The organism is Gluconobacter potus, assembly GCF_015244705.1.
GTDB classification, from domain to species: Bacteria; Pseudomonadota; Alphaproteobacteria; order Acetobacterales; family Acetobacteraceae; genus Gluconobacter; species Gluconobacter potus.
Genome location: NZ_JABCQF010000001.1, coordinates 568,146 through 591,342 on the forward strand (window position 1 = coordinate 568,146; position 23,197 = coordinate 591,342).

A 23,197-nucleotide genomic window follows, 5' to 3' on the forward strand; every position below is an offset into this window, starting at 1 on the left:
TGTTGTATTACTGAACAAGATAATACAAATTATCCTGTGTGGTGAGCACTGCCCTCCCGGCCTTCCTGTTTCTATCGGGGAAGTGTTTCTGGTTTGACGGCCTGTCGCAGCTGTGGCCACATCCGGGCATAGCCGGATGGCGTCAGATGCAGTCCGTCGAGGGTCAGATCCGCGGGCAGGGTTCCTTCGGCATTGGCCAGAGCGGAAAAATAATCCGCATATGCGTCATGACGGCTTGCAGCGAAACTGCGCAACCAGGCATTGGCGGCTTTGATGGTTTCTGGGTCCCGGTCGAGGGCAGCGCAGCTCTTGCAGGGGGTAATCGCAGCGATGATGACCCGGATATGATGCGATTGCGCAATATCTGCCATGGCGGTCACGTTGCGTGTGATCCGTGCGAGCACGGCGCTGCGTGCGGCTTCTGGCGGCCCGGCATAGACGCGGGCATCGTTTGCGCCACCAGCGATGACAACCGCAACGGGATCAAGCGCGACGACGTCATCTTCGAACCGGAGCAGCATCTGATCGGTGTTCTGGCCGGGGACACCCCGGTTGAGGACATTGACCGTCTGGGGGAAAGGACGTTCATCCGGTTTCCAGTGGAACGTGATGGAATCACCGATCATGACGATGCGCGGGCGCCGGTCGGTGCCGGATTTCAGGGCGGCGTTTGCCTGTTCGTAGACGTGCAGGTCGGCGAGGTCGGCCTGTTGCATCAGATATTTGGCGGCGAAATCATGCACGGAAAGCTGTGGCAGGCCGTGGCGGTCTTCTGCAACGGGCGCAGCCGTCGCGGGGTGCTGTGCCATGAGCAGGACAAGGAGGCCTGCTGCAATCGTGTTCACAGGACGCATGGGGCTGTTCCTTGTCATCAGGGAGAAAGTTGAAGCCTGTTTGTCCGGATGGAACCGGTCGCTGGGGCCGGTTATTCGGAAGCGTAATCCTTCACCAGCCGATAGAGAAAGGTCCGGCCGTTATAGAGCGACTGTGTGCGGACCCGCTCGTCGAGCCCATGGATGCCATTTCCGTCCGGATCGAGAAAAATGCCACTGACCCCGTAGGTTGGCGTTCCGGCCGCAGTCAGGAACCGCCCGTCCGTCGCGCCGGGGGCGATCGAGGGAATGACGGGAACGCCCGGCCAGAGTTGTCCGGCAATCTGTTCGATCGGTGTCATGATGTCTGGCGTGAGAGGCGGCGCGATGGAGCGGGGCGCCGGGGATGAGCCGAGCGTGATGACGATCGACGGGTCGGCGATTTCCGCTGTCAGGCGTGCCTGTATGGCCTGTGGATCTTCGCCCGGCAGGATGCGGCAGTTGACGTTGACATCCGCTGACTGGGCCAGGGCATTCCGGGCGTGCCCGGCAGTCATCATGGTGGCGACGCAGGTTGTGCGGATCATCGCGTTCCAGACGGGATCTGCGTCGGCGACCCGGTTGATGATGGCGGGGTCGTTCGATCCTGCGCCGAGGGCGCGCATGTCGGTGGCGATCGTTCCGGTCTGCAGGGTTGCCGAACGCGCGAAGAAACGCCGCGTTACCGGGCTGATATCGGCCGGGAAACGATAGGCGCCCAGCCGGACCAGGGCGGCGGACATGCGGGTGATCACATTGTCCTTGCCGGGGCGGGAACTATGGGCGCCGGGACCGCTCGCTGCCAGGTGATAGTCCTGATAGACTTTCTGTCCGGCCTCGATGCTGAACAGGCGGGGTTTGCCCCCGGCGTCGAGATAGCCCGACCCACCTTCGTTGATCGCAAAGGCCGCTTTGACCGTTTCGGGACGGTGTTCAATCAGATAGCGGATGCCGCGCAGCCGGCCCCCGGATTCCTCTCCACAGGTCAGGGCGAGTTTGATTGTCCGTTTCGGTCGAAAGCCGTCCTGCCGGAAGCGGGCCAGGGTGTCGACGAAAATGGCGGCCATCGCTTTGTCGTCAACGGCACCACGGGCATAGAAATAGCCGTTTTCCTCAACCAGCCGGAAGGGATCGCGTTTCCAGTCCGATGCTTTCGCGTTGACGACATCGATATGGGCGAGCAGCAGGATTGCAGGGGCCGTCGCGTCCGTGCCGGGGAAGCTCGCGACAAGATTTCCATCCCGGGGCAGATCGGGCGCGAGAATGATCTCTGTGCTGTTTGCGGGATACCCGGCTGCGAGCAGATGTGCACGGGCCTCTTCCGCGACGGCGGTGCAACTGCCTGTGGCGGCGCTGGAATCCGTTTCGAGGATCTGTTTGTAGAGATCGTGAAACTGTTCCCGGTCGTGGTCTTCTGGCGCGGCGTGGGCTGTGCTCCATGCTGTCAGAAACGTTCCGAGGGCGAGGACCAGAGATCGGGTGACCGTTCGCTGTTTGTTGGGGTGTTTCATGTCTGGACTGCTCCTGCCGGTGAGATCCTTCAGACTACGGCAGGGAATATTGTATCATAAAAATCGATAATACAAGATGGATGGCAGGAGGACGAGAGTTGCCAGAGGCGCTGTCCAGTCGGGCCTCAGGCCGGTATCTTCGGGGAGGGCGCCATCGGGGAGAATGTCCGCGAGGAACTGGCCAGATGATCGAGCATCAGCTGGCTGGCCCGGTCGTTCCGTCCGTCCGCCAGGGCGTCCATGATGGCCAGATGTTCCTCGATTGAGGCGATGACGCGCGGTACGCCGTGGACCCAGTGGTAATTCAGGAACGAACGCAGGCGGTTCTGGCCCTGCACGGCGCCCAGAAGGTAACGGTTTCCGGAGCAGCGGGCGAGCTGCTCGTGGAAATCGGCATTCATCTGGAAAAATTCGACGGCGAGCGTATCGCGCCACCGGCGCTTTCTGAAGGATTGATGCTGGGCGCGTGATCGTTCCAGCCACTGCCAGTCCAGCTCGAAAGTGGGGGCAAGCAGTCCCGCCGGTTCAACAACCCGCCGGAAGGCATAGCTCTCTTCCTGTGCCCGTGTTGAATCGATCGCCGGCAGGAAGATCCATCCTTTTCCCGGTTTGCGCTCGACCAGTCCCAGATCCGCAAGCTGGCGCAGGACCCGCAGCAGTGTCGCCATGGTTACGTCCAGATGGCGGACCATTTCCTGCTGGCTGCATTCGTCGGGCAGCAGGCCGCTATTGCGGGCGCGTGCGATCCTGACGAGCAGTTCCCGGTCTTCCTCGCCCTGCTCGGTCAGCGCAGGAGGTTCTGGTGCTTCGCGGACGGGGTGAAGAAGGACATAGCCGCGATTGGCGCGTGCTTCGACGGTGCCAGCATTGGCCAGCAGTTGCAGGGCGCCGCGAATCGGAGTGCGGGAAACGCCGAAATGGCGGCAGAGTTCGCACTCGACGAGGCGATGCCCCGGTTCGGCCTTCTGGTCCTTGAGCAGGTTGAGGATGCGGCTGGCGAGGTCAGCGCGAAGACGGCTGGTGGCGCTGACATCGGATGGGTCGATGGCTCCAGCGGATCGGGACACTCTAGGCTCCATGTCTCATGGACGGGATGGGATCGGGACAGCGACACATGCCTTTAATGGTTACGAAGAAACCCTTTTCGTCAATCCCAATCGGGCTTTGGCGGGAGTGTCTGATTTTGTCTTTCCGATACCAAAAAAACAGTGTTATTGATGTCGGGTCGCAACGAAAGGCAGGATGGCTGATGGTCGAACGGGAGGCAAATATGCGTCGGAGGACTGTCAGGATTCTGGTGGTGCTTCTGGCCCTGCTGTCGATCGTAACGACCGCTTCTGCTGAAACGGTGCTGCGCAGCCGCCTGAATTCGGATATCGCCTCGACCGATCCGGGTATGAAACGTGACGAGAATACGGATGCCGTTCTGCTGCATGTGGTGGAGGGGCTCGTGGCCAGCCGCGAGGATGGTACCGTCGCGCCGATGCTCGCGTCCGGCTGGACGGTTACGCCGGATGGGCTCACCTATCGTTTCACGCTTCGCCAGGGGGTGCGTTTCCATAACGGGGCGCCGCTGACGCCGGCTGATGTTGTCTGGTCGCTGCAGCGTTATCTGGCGCCGGACAGTCACTGGCGCTGCAAGTCCGAATTCGGTCCGCACGGGATTGCGCGTGTGCTTGCGGTGCAGGCTGCCGGTGCGGATGGTGTGACGGTCACGCTGGACCGGCCTGCTCCCATGTTCCTCAGGATACTGGCGCGGTCTGACTGCGGGGGAACCGGCATTCTCCATCCGTCTTCGGTTGACGCCGGGGGGCACTGGATTGCACCCGTCGGTACCGGGCCGTTCCGCTTTTCACAATGGCGGCGGAACCAGTTCATCGATCTGCTGCGTTTTCCCGGTTACCGCAGCCTGCCCGGTGCGCGTGATGGCAATGGCGGTGGCAAACATGCGCTGGTCGATCGTCTGCATTTCGAAGTCATTCCCGATGGGTCTTCGGCCACGGCCGCCCTTCTGCGGGACAGTCTCGATATTCTGGACAATCTGGCGCCGAACGAACTGGGGGGGCTGACGGGACGGACGGATATCCGGTTCAGCATCGCGCCCACGATGGATCTGTATGCCCTGCTGTTCCAGACCCGGGACCCCGTTCTGTCCGATCCGCGTATCCGGCAGGCCATTGCGCTGAGCCTGGATGTCAGGGCGTTGACCCGTGTTGCGACCCATGGGACGGCAACACCGAACAGTTCCTTCATTCCCGCCGCCAGTCCCTATTTCAGTGCGGCCGTTCAGCCCGTGATCCGGCAGGATCTGGCGCGTGCCCGGGCGCTGGTCCGTGAAAGCGGTTATCGGGGGGCGCCGATCGAACTTCTGACGAATCGCAGATATCCGCAGGCGTTCGATTCCGCCATCATCATTCAGGCGATGGCGCGCGAGATCGGCCTCAGAATGGAGATCGTGACGCTCGACTGGGCCACCCAGCTCGCGCGATATGCGCATGGTGACTATCAGGCGATGGTGTTCCTGTATTCCTCGCGCCTTGATCCGGCGCTCATCCTGGATTCCCTGCTGGGGGACAAGAAGGCTGATCCGCGGAGGGTCTGGGACGAGCCGGAGGCTATCTCCCTGCTGGAGCAGTCCATGTCCGTGGACGACCGTGAGGCCCGGCAGCATATTTTTGACGCGCTGGACCGTCAGTTTCGTGAGGACGTGCCTGCGGTGGTGCTGTTCAATACATCCCGCATCGCGGCGATGCGCGCGCGCGTTTCCGGCTATCAGGGATGGGCGGGCGGTCTGCAGCGTCTGTGGGATGTCGATCCCGGCCGGAGAATCGATCCATAATGTCTGGCTATATCATCGGGCGGCTGTCGCTGGCTGTTCCTACACTGTTTCTGGTTTCTCTCGCTGTTTTCTTCCTGATCCGTCTCGTGCCCGGAGATCCGGCGCTGGTGATGCTGGGGGAAGGTGCTGATCCGGCGACGCTGGCAGCCATGCACCGGGAACTGGGGCTCGATCGTCCGCTGATGACACAGTATCTCCTGTGGCTGGGTCATGCCCTGCGGGGGGATCTGGGCATTTCGATCGTCAGTGGCGAGCCGGTCGGGGGGCTTGTGCTGTCGCATTTCGCCCTGACGGTTGCAGTGGTTCTGCCTGCGGTCGCGTTTGCCACGGTGCTTGCGGTTGTCTTCGGGATGATGGCCGCCTGGAAACATGGCCAGCCCATCGATCTTGCCGTTTCGGCTACGACCGGGCTGTTGCTGGCCGTGCCCGGTTTCTGGCTGGGGCTGGTGCTGCTGATCGTGTTTGGCGTGAAGCTGCACTGGCTGCCCATTGTCGGCTATATTCCGTTTTCAGAGAGCGCGGGGGCCGCCCTGCTGTTTCTGGTGCTGCCGATCGCGACGCTGACGCTGACTGAAACCGGCACCCTTACCCGCATGATGCGGGCCAGTGCGATTGATGTTTTCGCGCTCGATTACATTACGCATGCCCGTGCCAAGGGGCTTCCTGAACGTCTGGTTCTGGCCCGGCATGTCTTTCCCAATGCCTTTGCGCCGACGCTGACCCTGATCGGGCTGACGCTGGGCCATCTGCTGGGTGGCGTTGCGGTCGTGGAAACGGTTTTTACGCTTCCCGGGCTTGGACGGCTGATGGTGGATTCCATTCTGGCGCGCGACTATCCCGTGATCCAGGGATGTCTGCTGCTGACGGCGCTGGTGTTTGTCCTGGTCAATCTGGTCGTGGATCTGATCTATCCTGTTTTTGATCCGCGGGTGAAATCATGAAACCATCCCATCTCGGCAGTCTGGTGGGGGGCGTGCTTGTGGGGCTGCTGCTCGGAGTTGTCGTGCTCGGCTTTGTCTGGCTGCCTTACGATCCGCGCGCCATCGATCTGGACCATGTGCTTCAGGCGCCTACGGTGGCGCACTGGCTTGGGACCGATGCCTTCGGGCGGGATGTTGCGTCGCGTGCCATGCTGGGCGCGCGGACCAGTCTGCTGATCGCGCTTCAGACCGTCTGTGCGACGCTTGTCGCGGGGGTGCCGGTCGGGGTGCTGGCGGGCTACCTGCGGGGATGGACGGACAGGCTGATCATGATCGTTGCGGATGCGATCCTTGCCTTTCCGGCGATGCTGCTGGCGTTGACGCTGGTTGCGGTGATGGGCGGCAACCGGAGTGCCATCGTCATTGCGCTGGCGGTATCCTACCTCCCGGCTGTCGTGCGGGTCGTGCGGTCCAGTGTGCTGTCGATCCGTGAGCGCGAGTATGTCGAGGCGTCGAAAGTTGCCGGAGACGGCGCGCTCTACACGATGTGCCGTCATATCCTGCCGAATGCCCTGCCGCCGATCCTGATTATTGCGACCAGCCTGTTCGGATGGGTGATCCTTTATGAAAGTGCCCTGAGCTTTCTGGGGGTTGGTGTGCCGCCTCCCACACCGACCTGGGGGAACATGCTGGCCGAGGCGCGGCCTTATATCAGCACGGCTCCGTGGCTGAGCCTTGTGCCGGGGATCTGCCTCATGCTGACCCTGCTTGGCGTCAACATGCTGGGTGACGCCATTCGCGACCGCCTCGACCCAAGGGAACGGACGTGACCGATCTTCTGCTTCAGGTCAGGAATCTGCGGATTGCCACGCGTGCGGGGGCTACACTGGTTCAGGATTTCAATCTGGACCTTGCCGCCGGAGAACGTCTGGCCATCATTGGCGAAAGTGGTTCGGGAAAGACCATGGCCACGCGGGCTCTCGTCAGTCTTCTGCCTCCTCCCGTGCAGGTCGTGGGAGGGACGATCCGCTTCCAGGGACAGGAGATCACCCGATTGGGCTCCCCGGGTCTGCAGCGTCTGCGCGGCCCCGGGATCGGCATGGTCTTTCAGGAGCCGATGACGTCGCTGAATCCGGCCCTGACGATTGGCCGCCAGCTTTCTGAAGGGCTGAAACGTCATTGCGGGCTGTCGCAGGCGGCTATTCGTGGCCGGATCATTGATATGCTGCATCGTGTCCGGATCCGTGAGCCCCAGCGCTGTCTTGCGGCCTATCCGCATGAATTTTCGGGCGGGATGCGGCAAAGGATCATGCTGGCTTCCGTACTGCTGCTGAAGCCCTGCCTTCTGATTGCCGATGAACCGACCACGGCGCTCGATGTTCTCAGCCAGCGTGAAGTCATGGACATCATGGTTGAACTGACGCAGGAACAGGGGACAGCGCTTCTGCTGATCTCGCATGATCTGCCTCTGGTCGAACGCTATACCGACCGGGCGATCGTCATGGAAAAGGGCGTTGTGGTGGAGGCAGGCCCGACCGGGGCGATGATGGCTCATCCGACCCATCCCTATACCAGAAAGCTGATCGGGGCCCTGCCACGGCGGAAAGCGGTGTCTGTGGAGGGAGTGAAAGAAAAAGCGCCCGTCCTGCTGTCGATCGACCAGGTCTGTGTGGAATACGCTACGAAGCGTGGTCTGCTGCGTGCCGGGTCGCCCCGCCGGGTGCTCGATGCTGTATCGCTGCAGGTTAGGGCGGGGGAAATCGTTGCCCTTGTCGGGGGAAGTGGATCAGGAAAAACCACGCTGGGCCGGACGGTCATGGGGCTGACGTCCTTTGTATCGGGATCGGTTCTTTTTGACGGTTCCGACATCGCAACGCTTGGCGGAGCAGCGCAGCGCGATTTCCGCCGTCAGGTTCAGCTTGTGTTTCAGGATCCGTTTTCCTCGCTTGATCCCAGGCTGTTCGTTGCTGAAATTGTCGCGGCTCCGTTGCGCCATGTTCCCGGACTGGATGAGGCTGCGCGCCAGGCGCGTGTAGAGGCCGTTCTGACGTCAGTGGGACTGGAAGGCTTCGCACGGCGTCTGCCACATGAGATGTCCGGTGGGCAGCGTCAGCGTGTGGCGATCGCGCGCGCTATTATTTCAAATCCGAGGATTATTGTGGCGGATGAACCTGTTTCGGCTCTTGATCTGAGCGTCCAGCAGCAGATTCTTACCCTGCTTCAGACATTGCAGCGTGAGCAGGGGTTTGCCTGTCTTTTCATCACGCATGATCTGTCGGTTGTGGAACAGATTGCTGACCGGGTGGTCGTGATGGAAAACGGGGTGATCGTTGAGGAGGGATCTGTGGCCGGGGTTTTTGCGAACCCACAGCATTCCTATACACGCCAGTTACTCTGTGCGACGCCGAAGCTGATCCCTGATCCGGAGCGCTGATAAATTCGTTCTTTGCGAATATTTTATCGTATTTCTTTTCGATTTTGTGAAATGACAGGCAAAGAAATGCATTTTTCAGGGTGTATATGAACGAGACTGACATACTTCGTTATGACCGATACACAATTGTCCTGCACTGGGCCGTGGGCTTCTGTGTCGTGCTTTTGTGGGTGATGGCAGAAGGGGCGGAACTCCTGCCCAAAGGGCCACTGCGATTGTCCATCTGGTCGGTCCATGTTCTGACTGGCTTTCTGCTGGCTTTGCTTCTTCTGGTGCGAATCGCGTGGCGTGTGACGGGCGGCCGCCGTCTGCCCCCTGCGGAACGGGGCGTGTCCCATATGGCGGCAGTGTTCGTTCATGGTCTGCTGTATGTATTGCTGATTGCCGTGGTGGGGCTGGGGATTGCGAATGTTTTCGGACATGGCTTTCCTTTATTTGGTATCTGGCGGTTTCCGCGTCTGTGGGACAGGCCGGTACAGCATTTTATTGCTGGCTGGCACGGTACGGTAGCCAATGTCATCATGATCATCGTTCTGATACATGTGGCAGCCGTGGCGTTTCATTCTCTGATCCTCAAGGATCATATCCTGCGACGAATGATGCCGGGTTCTCGTCGTTTCCCACGATAGTCTTCATATTTGTGAAATCTGCTGTTCGTTATTCCGGATGGCCCTCCCAGGTCTTGCTTCCCTGTGAGGGCATCATATTTCAGAAAAAACGGTTATTCCTGATTCTGGAGTAATGGAAATATAGTATATTGATCTTCATATATCCAATTAATTTCATTAAATATATAAACAATACATATTTGTATGTAAAATAAACTCCTTAATTATTATGGCTTAATAATAATTTTTAGCTTATTTCAATATAAATACTTAATTCACTGAATATATGTGGGTCGAAGGGAATGCCCTCAAAAAGGGATTTCGTTTTGGAATGAGGAAGTGTCGGCCTGTCTGGTGAAGAATCGCCCCTGATGCAAAGCTAAAATTGCACTTTCGCTTTACAAAAAACATTTCATTCATATCATATCGGAATCGCACTGACGTAGGGCGTAACCGACGGGCGGTTGGGTCATGAACCGGTGGTCTGAAGGAGAGGGCATCTACGATGCTGTTTAGAAGCAGGGCTTACAGGACTTTTGCCAGCACCAGCCTGGGAGGCATGTCTCTCTTCTATGTTGATATGGCCTGGAGCCAGACCAGTATTCCGCCTGCCCATGACGGTCATGTGGTTACCCAGGCAACCGTCCCGACAAGCAAGGTCAAGCCTCCGCCTGCCAGAACCGCCGCCAGTGCCGAGCCAGTTTTGGAAAACATTGTGGTTACCGGTACGAGAGCAAACCGTTTCGGGACCGATGTCGTTCAGGCAGGAAGCTTCCGGGGGGCCAAGGCGCTGGATACGCCTTTGACCGTGAATGTGATTTCGCGTGCTGTCATCGAAACGCAGCAGGCCCGCAACCTTCAGGAAGTGTTGCAGAATACAGCAGGCGTGACCGTGTCGCAGACCACGCCAACGGTTTACAGCAACCTCGCCATTCGCGGAATTGCGGTCGACAACAGGAGCAATTACCGTCTCGACGGGATACTGCCGATCATCAACCTGATTGATATTCCCATTGAGGATAAGGATCGTGTTGAAGCATTAAAGGGCGCGTCGGCACTGTATTATGGTTTTACGACGCCGGCTGGTATTATCAACCTGACGATGAAACGGCCGACCCAGAAGCGCTATCTCGAAGTTGATGGGGTTGGCGACAGTAATGGTGGCCGTGGCGGTCATATTGATTACGGGCAGACATGGGGTATGTTTGGCGCGCGGATCAATGGATTATATGCAGATGTTGATTCTGGTATCGATAATACGTTCGGAAGCCGTTACCTGACTTCCGGTGCATTTGATCTGAAGCCAACCAAAAATCTGACCATGCGGCTGGATATCGAGCACATCTACAAGGAGATAAATGAACCGGGCATTTTCCGCTTCGTGAAAAAGCCGACCTCGACGGTGGCGGACCCTTATCCGTCGGTTACTCTGCCGCCTCTGATCGATCCGCGGACCAATTTTGGTCCGGACTGGGCTCTGAACAGGGCGCAGGAAACCAATCTTCTGGGGACGGTGGACTGGAAGATAACGAAAGCCTGGAATTTCTCCCTGAGTGGGGGGCAGTCCTGGCTGTGGCGTGACCGGCATTTCAATTATCTCGACCCGAATAATATCAATACAAATCCTGCGGCCGGTGTTGTGGGAGAAAATGTGCTGACGGTGGGAAATCAGCAGAATTACGAGGCTGTCAACCGGAACGCCCGTGCTGAGGTGGCCGGGACGTTCAGGACGGGGCCTCTGGTGCATGAACTGCTGGTCGGCGCGTCGGTCAATGTGCGTGACCAATATAACCCTTCGACAGTCAATCAGACATTTACCCAGGATTATCTGGACCCTCATCCGATCGATGAAGTCACCTACAAGTCTTCCGTGTTCACAAATACCAGAATCAATGACAAGGGCCTGTATGCGTTTGACCGGATAAAGTTCCGTGAATGGCTGCAATTGCTGGGAGGGATCCGTAAATCAGATTATACGGAAGAAATGATCAATGGCGCCAGGACGTTCCATGCCACGCCGATCACCTATTCCTATGGTGGTATCATCAAGCCCATAAAATGGATGAGCCTTTATGGGACTTATATCGAAGGGCTGGAATCAACGCCGGGTGCACCGACGACGGCTGTCAATTATGGGCAGCAGCTTCCGGCTGCGAAATCGCAGCAGGAAGAAGGAGGTATCAAGATACAGCCGACTAAAAATCTTCTTTTTCAGGTTGCGTATTTTGTCATCAATCGCGCTTCAACCTATGTCAACGGCGCGAACATGTATGTCGAGGACGGGCGTCTGCGCTATCGGGGTTTTGAATTCAGCCTTACCGGCGACCTGACGGATGACCTGTCCATTTATGCCAGTGGGCAGGCGCTGAATGCGAAGCAGATATCGGGAGCGCCAAGCAGCATATCGGCCAGCGGTGTCTATACGCCTACTGTCGTTGGGCGGTGGGTTGAAAATACGCCGAAATATACGGCATCCGTTTCGCTGAACTACAAGATGGATCGTGTCATTCCGGGTCTGAGCTTCAATGGTGGGTTCGTCTATATTGGCCGCCGTGCGATCGATGCCCTGAATCAGGCCTGGATCCCGGGATATGTCCTGTTCAACATGGGGACGTCATACCATCGTATGGTGAGCGGTCATGAGATGACGTTTCGGGTGAATGCCGACAATATTACCGGAAAACGTTACTGGGCATCGACGGGTGCAGATCTTCTGGCTGAAGGAGCGCCTCAGGTTGTAAAATTCTCGGTGGCCATGAAATACTGAGGGGATCGGTTTGTCTGGGGAAGGATTGGGGCTTTCCCCCGGATATGTCTGCTGGACCATAACCGGAATCTGTTTCCTGTCCGGAATTTTTTCAGTGGAGTTTGCAGTCAGGATCACGGCACCACGGATGCCGTGCTTCCGTGGTGTTGAGGGGTTGATGCCGCTATTGGCACAATTGTCAGTTCCCAAGGATGCGGAGCGTGACATTGTGTTAAAATGCTTTATTGCGAATCACTATTATTATCACTATGTGTGCCCGACTGTATCAGCTTCAAGGGACACACCCATCCGTGCGCCAGGATTTTTTTCTGAAATTTCAGAGGACTACGCTTTGCATTGTCTTCGGCGCATTTGCTGTTTCGCAGGTGCGGGCGGCAGAACTCCCTGTTTCGGAGAGAAACAGGATCGACTCACATCAGGCGCATAAAAAGAAGGACAAGGTGCAGGCGAAGAGTGAGCCTTCGGTGTCCGGTGCTTCCGAACGGCAGCTTGATGAATCCATTGAGGTCAAAGGATCGAGCAGAAAATTCAATGCCGATGTCGTGCAGATCGGTACTTTCCGGAACCAGTCGATCATGGACACGCCCATGACGGTGACGGTCCTGACCCGTGCGTTGCTGGATGCTCAGGGCGCCCAGACCATTACCGATGCGATGCGTGATGTTGCGGGGGTTATTTCATCCAGTACGAGCCCGATTACCGCCCCGAATTTCATGGCCAGAGGTGTCCAGATCCAGGCGCGCACGAATTACAGGCTCAATGGAACGCTTCCGATTATCGCGCTTTCGCCGATCATGCTGGAAAACAAGGAGCGTGCTGAAGTCCTCAAGGGTGTTTCCGCTCTGTATTATGGTTTTACCACGCCGTCGGCCATTGCGAATTTCGTGACGAAACGAGCCGGCTCCCGACCGGTTACGGTGGTTAGCCTGACGGGGGACAGCCAGGGAAGTTATGGTGGTGGCGTTGATCTCGGGCGGGAGTTTGGCGCACGGAAGCAGTTTGGCGCACGGATCAACGGTTATGCCAGCAATGTCGGCACAACTGTTAATGGTGTTGCCGGCAATCGATGGCTTGTGAGCGGTGCTTTTGACTGGCGCCCGACCGACCGACTGTCTTTCAAGCTGGATATTGAGAATTCCAAGGAAGAAACTTACGAACCTGGCGGTATTACGGTACCCGCTGCTGTTGACGGGCAGATTACGCTTCCCCGGATCCCGTCCATTCATAACCGGTATGCTGCCAAGGACGCGCCGTACAATGCCTGGGCGACGAATGTTCTCGGACGCATGGATTACGCGATCTGGAAAGACTGGGCGTTTCGGGTCGAGGGCGGAATAGCGCGGACGCGGCGTCAGCGTGCCATTTCCAATGTTTCCAATGTTGATCTGGCGACAGGATGGGGCACAAACACGACGACCTATGCGGGCGACCAGGATTATTACAATCTGAATGTTCGTACCGAACTGTCCGGGTCTGTCAAAACCGGTTTCATCCGGCATGAACTGCTTTTTGGCTATAACCGGAATGCACAGGTTCAGGATGATCAGAACCGTACAAATTATAAATCGTTCAGGCAGAATATCTATAATCCCATCGATATGGATTTTGACGCATTGTCTGCGACGGGGTCTACCGAAACCTATGGAAGCACCAATACGGATACCGGCTATTACATGATGGACCGGGCCGAATTCCTGAAATATTTTACTCTGATCGGAGGCGTGCGTTACGAAACTTATGAGACGTATACGCCGCACACCAACAGTGATTATACCGTCAAGAAAGTGACGCCGATCGGGAGTCTGGTTATTCGGCCCACAAAGCAGAGCAGCCTTTATGGAAGTTATATCCAGGGGCTGGAAAGTGCCGGAACCGCACCTGACAGCGCAGTCAACGCAGGGACCATCCTGTCGCCGGTGACGAGCAGCCAGTATGAGTTCGGTGCGCGGTACAAGATCAAGGAGGCCCTGATTTCCCTGGCCTATTTCCATATTGATCGTGGGCTTGCCTATGCCAACCAGGACAATGTCTATGTTGTCAACGGCCGGGCCATTCATAAGGGCGTGGAATTGTCCGTACAGGGGAGTGTCACGCATGAACTCTCCATTTCCGTTTCAGGAACATGGACGCATGCCGTGCAGGCGCAGACCGGGAATGCCGCGCAGAACGGGAAATCGGTGATCGGTGTGCCGGATTATGCCCTGTCTGCTTTTGCGGAATACAGACCGGATTTTCTGCCTGATCTGGGCCTGAATGCAGGTGTCTATTATGTGGGCAGACGTTCCGCGGACAGTCTGGGGCGTGCCTATGTGCCGGATTATGTAACGCTCAGCCTTGGTGCCAATTACCGTTTGCAGCTTCCATCGGGGCAGACTGTAACTTTCCGGGCAAATGGCAATAACGTTACCAATACCCGGTATTGGTCCAATGCCGATACGGTGCTGTTTGTCGGGTCTGGTGCGACAGCCAATTTCTCGGCCAGTTTTTCTTTCTGAACGATTTTCAGTACGGCATGGGATCGCCTGTGGTCATGCGGAAGGTCTGTCGGGGCTTCCGCCGTTCACGAGACGTGCTTCCCTCAGGGCTTCGGCGAAGCGGGTGCGGGTTGTCTGGCCCATGCGGCTCATGCCGCAGGCATCACGCATGCGGGTGATCGCGTCTTCGTCGGGACAGTCGATGGCGATAGCGCGACAGGCGAGGTCCACGAGGGCCGGGAGAGGGACCAGGGCTGGATCAATGGTCCTCTCGGAAGTCAGTGCCGTGAGGGGGAGCCGTGCGGCGACCGGAAGCCGCATTGACCACAGGAATGTGCCAACATTTTCTTCGGTGCGCCCCAGTGCGGTCGGGATGGCGCGCTGGATGCGTTCGCGGATTTCACGGCCTGCACGGGCAAAACCGTGCTCTCGTGAAATGGTCTGGATGAGAAGATCTTCACGCAGGACCCCCGCCCTATCGACCGCACGGGCGATCAGCTGCGTCAGGGTCGGGAGATAATCTTCCTGGGTGAAGCGTGATGGGTCGGCTGTCAGGGCCGGATCATGGTCTGTGGGAGCGGTGACTGCGTCTGGCGCTCTGGCATACAGGGGTTCAGCCGTTCTCACAGGGGCAGGCGAGAGTTCTGATGCCGCGGCCTCGGGGGAAGAGGGCTCCCCGGCGGGGAAACGGTCCTGCTGGTCTGTTTCCAGAGGGGTTTCGGGAGGCAGGGCGGCTTCGGCGACAGCCAGGTCGCGTTCAGCCTGTTCAGCGCGTTTTTGACGGGCGTCTTCGAGAAAGACGTTCAGCGCACGATCGATCCGCTCGACTTCGCGGGGGGCGTTGGTCCACCAGTCCGTGGACCAGATGCGCAGGATGTTCCAGCCGAGATTTTCGAGCACGGCCTGTCTCAGGCGGTCGCGATCGCGGGCTGTGGCACTGCGGTGATAGGTTGCACCGTCACATTCGACGCCGGCGAGGAAGGTACTGGTCAGATCGGGGTCGACGATACCGAGATCCACGCGGAAACCGGAGACGCCGACCTGGGTTGTCACGTCCCAGCCCTTTGCCCGAAGCATGGCTGCGACCTCGATTTCGAAGATGCTGTCGTAACCGCCGACGGATCCTTCATGGGCACCGGCCAGCGCCGTGGCGCCGCGTTCTGCGAACAGGAGGAAGCGGCGGAGGTCGCGGACACCAGTGGCGCGTGTCCGCTCGATCGCGATCTGGTCTCCACGGAGGGAGCCGAACACGATCAACTGCTCACGGGCGCGGGTGATGGCCACGTTGAGGCGACGTTCGCCGCCATCGCGGTTCAGAGGGCCGAAATTCATGGAAATCCTGCCCGTGATGTCTGGCCCGTAGGTGAGGGAGAACAGCATCACGTCGCGCTCTTCACCCTGTACGTTTTCCAGGTTCTTGACGAGAAGGGGTTCGGGGGCCTGTTCGCCGGTGAATCTTTCGAGGGACGGGTCTTTCCGGACTTCCGCGTCAAGAAGATCAATGATCAGTTTCTGCTGTTCACCGTTGAAAGTGACCACGCCGACCGAGCGGTCACGTCCGTCGCGCATGATCCGCAGGGCCTCGGCGACCACCATGCGGGCTTCCATGGGGTTGGTGTGTGATCCATTCCGGCCGGGTTCGTAAATGCCTTTCGGCACGAAGCGGAACGAAACGGCCTGATCGGATGTGACGGGAGAGGGGAAGGTGACGAGATCGCCGCCGTAATAGGCCTGATTGGAGAAGGCAATCAGGCTTTCATGACGGCTGCGGTAATGCCATTCCAGACTGATGGCCGGAACGCCAGCCCCGAGACATTCGTCGAGGATCGAATCAAGATCCGTCATGTCGTCGGATGGGGCAGCGTCGTCGGACGCCTTGCCGGAGGCGAAGAAATCCGTGGGTGGCAGCTGTTTCGGGTCACCGACGACGATAACCTGTCTGCCCCGGCCGATCGCACCGATCGCGTCCCATGTCGCGATCTGGGAAGCCTCGTCAAAAATGACGAGGTCGAAAGGAGCGGCATCGGCTGGCAGGTATTGCGCAACCGACAGTGGGCTCATCATGAGGCATGGCGTCAGTGTCCGCAATGCGCCGGGCATCTTTTCGGCCAGCTGGCGCACGGGCAGGTGTCGGGATTTTTTGGCGATTTCGCGGGTCAGGACCTTGTATTCAGGATCATGCTGACGGGCGGCTTCTCCGGGGATGCGTCCTGCGAGGCGGGCACGGATCAGGCGTGTGGCGAGGGTTTTGAGTTTTTCGTCGAGTTCCCGGAACCGGATAATGCGTCCTTCGTGGGTTGCAGCCACGAAACCGCTCAGCAAGGTAGAATCGCTGACGGCGTGCATGGTCCACCAGCGTGCGTAATTTGCTTCGAAAACGGGCAGCACGTCGTCGCGCGCGACCATGCCGTGTTCGATCGCATTGACCAGGGGGGTCAGACCGAGTTGTGCGGCGTGATGGCAGGCACGTCGCCAGGAGCACCAGTCCCGCAGTTCGCGCGTGGCGTCCTTCCAGCCGTGCAGTCTTTCATCTGTCTGTTCCGGCCAGTTCGGGGCCCTGGGATCAGCCAGCGTGCCGATGTCGCTGGCGCTACATGTGCCCAGCGTTGCCATGGCGGCTTCGAGCGCTGCGAATGTGGTTCTGTAGCGGGTTATGGCAGCATGAACGGTTCCGCCGGGCGCCAGAAGATCCTGTCCTTCCGCCAGCAATGTCCTGAGATGGGCCCTCGCCGAGAGAAGCTCGGCCGTATCAGCCGTACAGCCGGCAAGGCGGCTTCTGGCCTGCTGTCCCCATTCGAAGGCCGCGTTGATCTGATCGAAATCGGTTTCCAGACCATACCACATCGGGCCAATGCTGGCCTTGTGGGGCGCATTTTCCAGCTTCCCGACGATGGCCTCACGCTCGGCCAGCGCGGCGAGATCGTTTTCGCAGTCTTCGGGCAGGGTGATGGCATGGGGGGCGAGCCGTTTGCGGATCGCCTTGTGGCCCATGGAGCGCGTGAGCAGCCATTTTTCCTTCGTCGTGCGCCATTCAGACAGGATGTCGGGAAGCGGGAGCGTCCGGATGCTGTCCTTCCACCGGGCGGACAGATCCTCGCTCAGCGCGCGGTAGCGGGCAATCGGACTCTGTTCTTCCAGCACGGCGTCCCGAATGTCCTGTGCGGTTTCGCCGAAGGCCCAGGCTGTGGCATGGGTCTGTAACAGATGGGCGCAGAGGGCGTCGATCTGCGTGAGCCGCAGGAACGACTGGTCGTCCGGTCTGAGGGCGAGAGCTTTCGTGACCTCCTGTGTGGCATCCCCCAGGGCCGCAAGGGCGGCGCGTGTCGCATTGACCGCGTCGAGCAGTCTGGCTTCCCAGAGGGGGGACCAGTCCGTCTGTTCGAGGCCTGCCAGACGGGGAGAGACCACCACGTCACCGATCCGGGCGTAAAGTATGGCGAGGTCTTCAGCAGTCTGGACGAGGCTGTCGTAATCGGTTTTCGAATGGGTGTCCGCATTGGCCCATTCGAGGGGGATGCGGACGATGGAAGCCTCCTGGGCACGGAGGGTAACGCCGATCCCGCGATAGGGTGTCCAGCCGTTGCGTCGCACCGTATGAAGGTCACGGACATAGGCGTTGAGTTCGGTGCGAAGGCTGTCGAGGGTCTGTTTCGTGCGGGTATATTCGTCGGGCTGAAAGTCTTCGAGAGCAGCCTGGGCGGTCTGGAACTGTTGCAGGACCGCCATCTTGCTGGCCTTGGGTGAAAACAGGTCCAGACAGAATTCCGCGATTCCCAGTTTTGCCAGACGGGCCCGGACGACTTCGAGAGCTGTCCGTTTTTCGGCTACGAACAGGACGGTGCGGCCCTGTGCCAGGGTGTTGGCGATGATGTTGCCGATGGTCTGGCTCTTGCCGGTACCGGGAGGGCCGATCAGAACGAAGTTCTCACCTGCGGCTGCGCGGGCCACCGCCTTGAGCTGCGAGGAGTCTGCCTCCATCGGGCATACGAGATCGGCTTTTGCCAGGGCATCGTCGAGGTCCTTGGACGCGTCGAAACCCGGGGACCGGGACGCACCGTTCTCTTCAGCGTCCCTGACGCCATTCAGGAGGCGGCTTGCGACATCATTGGTGGCAAGCTGGTCCCGTCGTTCGAGCAGGTCTTTCCACATCAGGAACTTCGCGAAGCTGAGTGTGGTCAGACTGACATGTTCGCGGATTTCCCAGCCCGGGATGTGACGGAGATGCAGACGGAACGCTTCGATGATTTTCGGGACGTCCAGCCCGGAATCGTCTTCCGGGAGGGCGTCTCCTTCGAGCAGAGGGATGCGGATATCGTATTCCGCACGCAGCATTTCGAGCAGCGTCGTGTTGATCCGGGTTTCATCGCCGTGCGCGCGAAGGGTAAACGGCGATCTGATGCTGGCTCGCTCAAGGATGACGGGAACGAGGATCAGGGGCGCGAGATAGGGTCTGGCCTTGTTTTCGGGCGTCCATGCCACGGCGCCGATGGTCAGGAAGAGGACGTTCGTGCCGCCTTCCTGCTCGGCGCTTCGGGCGTGACGGTAAATTTCGGTCAGTGCGGTCTGGAGTTTGTCTTCCTTGCGCTGGACGACGATTTCGCGGCGTGCGAGGGCTTCCCGCGCATAGGCGCGGGAAGCGTCTTCATGGTGGCGGCCCTGATGGAGCGCCCTGTTGCGGGGATCGTCGTCGTCCATGAGACCGGGTGCGGAGACGAAACGGAGCGGCCTGGCGGTGCCGCCAGCCCGCATCTCGGCAACCATGTCTTCAAGGGCCGCCGGGTCCGGGCAGTCGAGTTCGATCAGCTGGCGGTCCGATCTGGGCAGATTCAGCAGGCGGTTGCGTGCCGACATGTCGAGCAGGCGGTTGCACCAGCGCTGTACGCGGTCGGCCGGGCGATCCGGGAGGCGTTCTTCTTCCCGATCTTCCCGCAGGACGGGAGGAGCCTCGAACAACGGCAGTTCGGAGGTCTCCGGCGTAGCGGTCTCTTCACTGCTGTCCGAAGGCGTTGGGGGCGTGGAAAGGGGGAAGATGCGGCGCAGGCGCGCCCGGTGGATATCGATGACTTCACGGAATTCTTCCTCGTCATCGTCGCTGATATCCCGAAGTCTGGCCTCTCCGTGTTCGCAGGCGGCAGTGAAGCCGGGCTTGCGGGCCGCGGTTGCCAGCGTTGTCTCGAAGACACGCAGGTCATCGAGTTTCAGGCGATTGCGGATGCCCGGCAGATCCTGGACGACCGATGATCCTGCATCCTGCTGGGAAAGCCACAGGCCGGCGAATGCGTGTCCTCGTGTCAGGACGATCAATGGTCTCAGACCGATGGCTTCAAGACAGGCGGCAAACAGGACGGTGGTGTCGAGACAGGTGGCCAGACGTTCATCGAGAACCTGCGTTGGGAGGCGGATGCGCTGACCGTGTTCGATGAACGACGCGGGCGGGTTGATATAGGTGATGTCAAGGCTGCAGATCGCACACCAGATGGCCTGTGCCTGCGCCCAGACCCGTGTCTTGTCTCCCTGGTAGCCTTCAAGGGAGGGGGACTGCCCGGCCTGGCGCATGATGTCGGAGGCATTGCGCAGGATGCGGGCGATGGCCGGGTCATTCGGCAGGACGAAGGCGGCAAGAATATCGGGAATGCCGGACAGGCCACCCCATTCGTTGCGGGCGAGTATCCGGATATCGCGGGTCGTTCTCGCCAGTTCCTGCTCCCCGGCGCGGGCGACCAAGGTGACGACGGCTTTCGAGGCTTCGGTCTGGGCAGAGAGCAGGGGGCCGTCGAGCGTGAGATCGCGATCGCTCAGGACACGCAACTCCCCGGCGCCGACCTGCTGCAACATCCAGGACCGGGGCATGAGAAATGGGGGTTCGCTGCTGATGGCAATTTCAACGACCGGATAATCGTGATCGGTCTGGTTGTCGAAAGCGAGTTCCTCAAGGATGGGAACGCTGTTTTCCCACAGGCTTGCGTTGACGGCTTCCTGCATGGCGACCTGCAGGAGCGGCATTTTCACAGGCGGCGCGGTGTCAGCGTCGTCAACGATAGGGTCCTGTGCTGCGTCCACCGAAAATTCCTCCATGCCCGGTATGTTCACGAGCTTGATGACATTGCTGTCAATCGGGTCATGAAGAAACCATCCATGTTTCGTTACAAAGAATCCTCATGGATTGGGAGTGAAAATTCAAGGGCCCTGGTGTGTTCCGTGCCGGTAGGGCGGGAAAACAGGCAGATATTCATTGCCGTGAGGCGATCAGGCAGGTCTGCCCTGATCCTGACGCGGTTCACTGCCGCCTGTCCGCATCCTTTTCATCCATTCCACGAGGACCCTGTCCTCATGCTTCTGAACGATCTGCGCGAAGACGGGGTCCTGTTCGTCCTGTCCAAGTTTGAAGGTGGGGTGAAGGGTCAGGTTTTCGATGGAGAAGCCGATGATGTGTTCTTTCATGCATTCGGTCCGGCTACCGGCTTCTTTCATGCTCCAGGGCACGGGCTGGTTGCGCTCCATTTCCGCGATGAGGATTTCCAGGCTTTGCTGTGTCAGTTCAGGAGAGAAGGTGATCCGGCCTGAAACGAAGAGACGGGCGTAGTTCCAGGTCGGAATCCAGGAACGATCCGTCAGGAGGTTGGGAGTGATGTAACTGTCGGGTCCGCAGAACAGGACACCGACGTCCTGTGGTTCCTGAAGTGCCCGGGGAGAGATGTTGCGTTTTGCCATGTGGCCAATGAGCGAGACCATCCGTTCCGGACATCCTTCCGTCTGCGCAACCAGCGGTACGTGGATCGGCTGGCCCGGATGAACGGAAACTCCTGTGATCGCGGCCAGTGGATAGTCATGCACAAGCTGTAGAGCGGGATTGATCATCAATACTAGCCGTCTGATTCATTGTAATTGTCTGGCTTGTGCCACGGGCTCAGGTCATGAAAACCATGAGGTGACAGGCGCGATATCAGGTTTGTCGCTTCGACAATGTCATGCAAGAGCCAGTTTTCATATTAATACGGGACCATTCAATCCCTCTTGGGAAGAAAACTGGCCGATGATAGGACTGTTCCGGATGTTGTTCCATCAGGGAGGAGACTGGATATGCTTCGTCCATGGCGGATGCATCTGGATGTTCGGCTCGATCATGAGTCACCGCTGCCGATCTATATCCAGATCGCCAACGCGATCGTGCATGATATTGAGCGCGGGCGGCTGGTTTCCGGAGAGTTTCTTCCGAGTACGCGTGCAATGGCACAACTGCTTTCGGTCAATCGCAAGACGATCGTGCTTGCCTATGACGAACTGATCGCCCAGGGCTGGATCGAGAGTGCCGGGACGAGCGGCACGAAAGTCTCTGATGCTCTGGGGCTGCGTCCGCCGGCTCCGGACGTCGGCTCCGGTGAGGGGCCGGTTCCGGATGCCAATACGCCGCTCTATGACTTCAAGGCTCCTCCCGGGCGGCCACTGGCCGTTCCGAAGGAAAGGAATGCGTACAAGATTGATGAGGGGTCTCCGGATGGACGGCTGTTTCCGCCGGATGTTCTGGCGCGTGCTTACCGCACCGCGATGACACGCCTGTCGCGGAGCAATACCCTGTCTTATGGAGATCCGCGTGGTTCGCTGGAACTGCGGGAAGTCATCGCGGCAATGCTCAAGACGGAGCGGGGGCTTTCGATCGGTGTTGAGAATGTCTGTCTGACCCGCGGCAGCCAGCATGGGATCTTTCTGGCAGCGCTGACCATTCTGCGGCCAGGCGATACGGTTGTGGTCGAGGATCTGACCTATGAGCCGGCCGTCATGGTTTTCCGTGCCATTGGCGCGCGGGTGGTCAGTATCGGGCTGGATGAGGATGGCGCGGATGTGGACGCACTGGCTCGGCTCTGTGAACGCGAACGCGTGTCTCTCGTTTTCCTGACGCCTCATCATCAGTTTCCGACGACGGTGTCTTTGCGTCCGGAACGCAGGCTGCGCCTGATTGAGCTGGCTCGGCATCACCGGTTCGCCATCCTTGAAGATGATTACGACCACGAATTCCATTTCCATTCCCAGCCGCTGCTTCCGATGGCGAGTTATGCGCCGGAAAATGTCGTTTATGTGGGATCGCTCTCGAAGCTCGCTCTTCCTGTTCTCCGGCTGGGTTATGTTGTGGCGCCTGCGCCGATGATCGAGGCGCTGGCTCATCATGTCTCGTTGCTGGACGGGATGGGGAATGTCATTACCGAGACAGCGGTTTCCACACTGATCCAGGAAGGCGAACTGCGTCGCCACGCGCGCAAGGCCGGCCGGATCTATGCCCGTCGGCGGGATACCTTTGCTGTGATGCTGCATGAGATATTCGGTCATCATGTCACGTTTGCAAAGCCTCAGGGGGGACTGGCGTTCTGGATACGGTTTGTGGATCCGGCCTGTCTCAAGCGGATGGAAGAGAACGCGGCATCCATGAACCTGCGCTTCGCGCCTTCGGAGTCTTATGCTGCTGCGGGGAAGGCCGTAACGGGGCTGCGTGTGGGTTTTGCGAGCATGACGGAGGCCGAGGCGCGGCAGGTTCTTCTCCGGATGGGCAAAGCCAGCGGTATTTCCTGAAAAATAATACCGGATGGTCCCGTGCAGAACATCACGATGTCGCAATGGACCCTTTGAAAAGTAAAAACTGGATGTTCTGGTAAACCAATGACCGGGGTCATTCTGACAGGGTCGGTGCATTAACCCGGGAGCTGGTTTGCCTTGCTTATGACGACTGCCAACGGCCTGTCGAACAGGACATCCGTCTCTGCACGGAGAAATCTGCAGCGCGTTCTGAGCCGAGCCGGTGTC

General features: G+C 58.9%; 13 protein-coding genes. 8 read left to right on the forward strand and 5 right to left on the reverse strand.

Annotated features, from left to right (window positions below; all coding sequences use genetic code 11):
• Positions 1-71: 71 nt before the first annotated feature.
• The 3 genes from HKD31_RS02490 to HKD31_RS02500 all read right to left on the reverse strand — a co-directional run bounded on the left by HKD31_RS02490 (position 72) and on the right by HKD31_RS02500 (position 3,429).
• Positions 72-854, reverse strand: a complete 783-nt coding sequence (locus tag HKD31_RS02490) for a GDSL-type esterase/lipase family protein (RefSeq protein ID WP_194263731.1) — start codon at positions 852-854, stop codon at positions 72-74.
• Positions 855-925: 71 nt separating this feature from the next.
• Entirely contained in the window at positions 926-2,362 is a 1,437-nt protein-coding gene (locus HKD31_RS02495; RefSeq protein WP_194263730.1) for a M20/M25/M40 family metallo-hydrolase, read from the reverse strand.
• A gap of 125 nt (positions 2,363-2,487) precedes the next feature.
• Complete coding sequence (locus HKD31_RS02500) at positions 2,488-3,429, reverse strand: GntR family transcriptional regulator (protein WP_194263729.1); 942 nt, start codon at positions 3,427-3,429, stop codon at positions 2,488-2,490.
• 203 nt (positions 3,430-3,632) lie between these two features.
• On the opposite strand from HKD31_RS02500, the gene HKD31_RS02505 reads away from it, so the two are divergent.
• The 7 genes from HKD31_RS02505 to HKD31_RS02535 all read left to right on the forward strand — a co-directional run bounded on the left by HKD31_RS02505 (position 3,633) and on the right by HKD31_RS02535 (position 14,425).
• A complete protein-coding gene (locus HKD31_RS02505; protein WP_228120125.1) occupies positions 3,633-5,201 on the forward strand; it encodes an ABC transporter substrate-binding protein in 1,569 nt (522 codons plus the stop codon).
• Positions 5,201-6,142: an ABC transporter permease gene (locus tag HKD31_RS02510; protein ID WP_194263728.1), complete on the forward strand. Its 942-nt coding sequence runs from the start codon at positions 5,201-5,203 to the stop codon at positions 6,140-6,142. The genes HKD31_RS02505 and HKD31_RS02510 overlap by 1 nt, the downstream gene beginning before the upstream one ends.
• Positions 6,139-6,951, forward strand: a complete 813-nt coding sequence (locus HKD31_RS02515; protein ID WP_194263727.1) for an ABC transporter permease — start codon at positions 6,139-6,141, stop codon at positions 6,949-6,951. The genes HKD31_RS02510 and HKD31_RS02515 overlap by 4 nt, the downstream gene beginning before the upstream one ends.
• The gene (locus HKD31_RS02520; protein WP_194263726.1) at positions 6,948-8,555 is read left to right on the forward strand and encodes a dipeptide ABC transporter ATP-binding protein; all 1,608 of its coding nucleotides are present in this window, start codon (positions 6,948-6,950) and stop codon (positions 8,553-8,555) included. Before HKD31_RS02515 ends, HKD31_RS02520 begins: the two co-directional genes overlap by 4 nt.
• 86 nt (positions 8,556-8,641) lie before the next feature.
• Entirely contained in the window at positions 8,642-9,184 is a 543-nt protein-coding gene (locus HKD31_RS02525) for a cytochrome b (RefSeq protein ID WP_194263725.1), read from the forward strand.
• 484 nt (positions 9,185-9,668) lie between these two features.
• Positions 9,669-11,930: a TonB-dependent siderophore receptor gene (locus tag HKD31_RS02530; RefSeq protein WP_194263724.1), complete on the forward strand. Its 2,262-nt coding sequence runs from the start codon at positions 9,669-9,671 to the stop codon at positions 11,928-11,930.
• A gap of 440 nt (positions 11,931-12,370) precedes the next feature.
• Complete coding sequence (locus HKD31_RS02535) at positions 12,371-14,425, forward strand: TonB-dependent siderophore receptor (RefSeq protein WP_194263723.1); 2,055 nt, start codon at positions 12,371-12,373, stop codon at positions 14,423-14,425.
• A 33-nt stretch (positions 14,426-14,458) separates the two neighbouring features.
• Here HKD31_RS02535 and HKD31_RS02540 read toward each other — a convergent pair whose 3' ends face one another.
• Together HKD31_RS02540 and HKD31_RS02545 are read right to left on the reverse strand one after the other, a co-directional pair.
• Complete coding sequence (locus HKD31_RS02540) at positions 14,459-20,479, reverse strand: DUF4011 domain-containing protein (protein WP_194263722.1); 6,021 nt, start codon at positions 20,477-20,479, stop codon at positions 14,459-14,461.
• A gap of 171 nt (positions 20,480-20,650) precedes the next feature.
• Positions 20,651-21,262 (reverse strand): FMN-binding negative transcriptional regulator, encoded by a 612-nt coding sequence (locus tag HKD31_RS02545; RefSeq protein ID WP_194263721.1) that lies wholly within the window; start codon positions 21,260-21,262, stop codon positions 20,651-20,653.
• 222 nt (positions 21,263-21,484) lie between these two features.
• Here HKD31_RS02545 and pdxR point away from each other — a divergent pair, with 222 nt between their 5' ends.
• Positions 21,485-22,966, forward strand: a complete 1,482-nt coding sequence (gene pdxR, locus HKD31_RS02550) for a MocR-like pyridoxine biosynthesis transcription factor PdxR (protein ID WP_194263720.1) — start codon at positions 21,485-21,487, stop codon at positions 22,964-22,966.
• Positions 22,967-23,197: the final 231 nt, after the last annotated feature.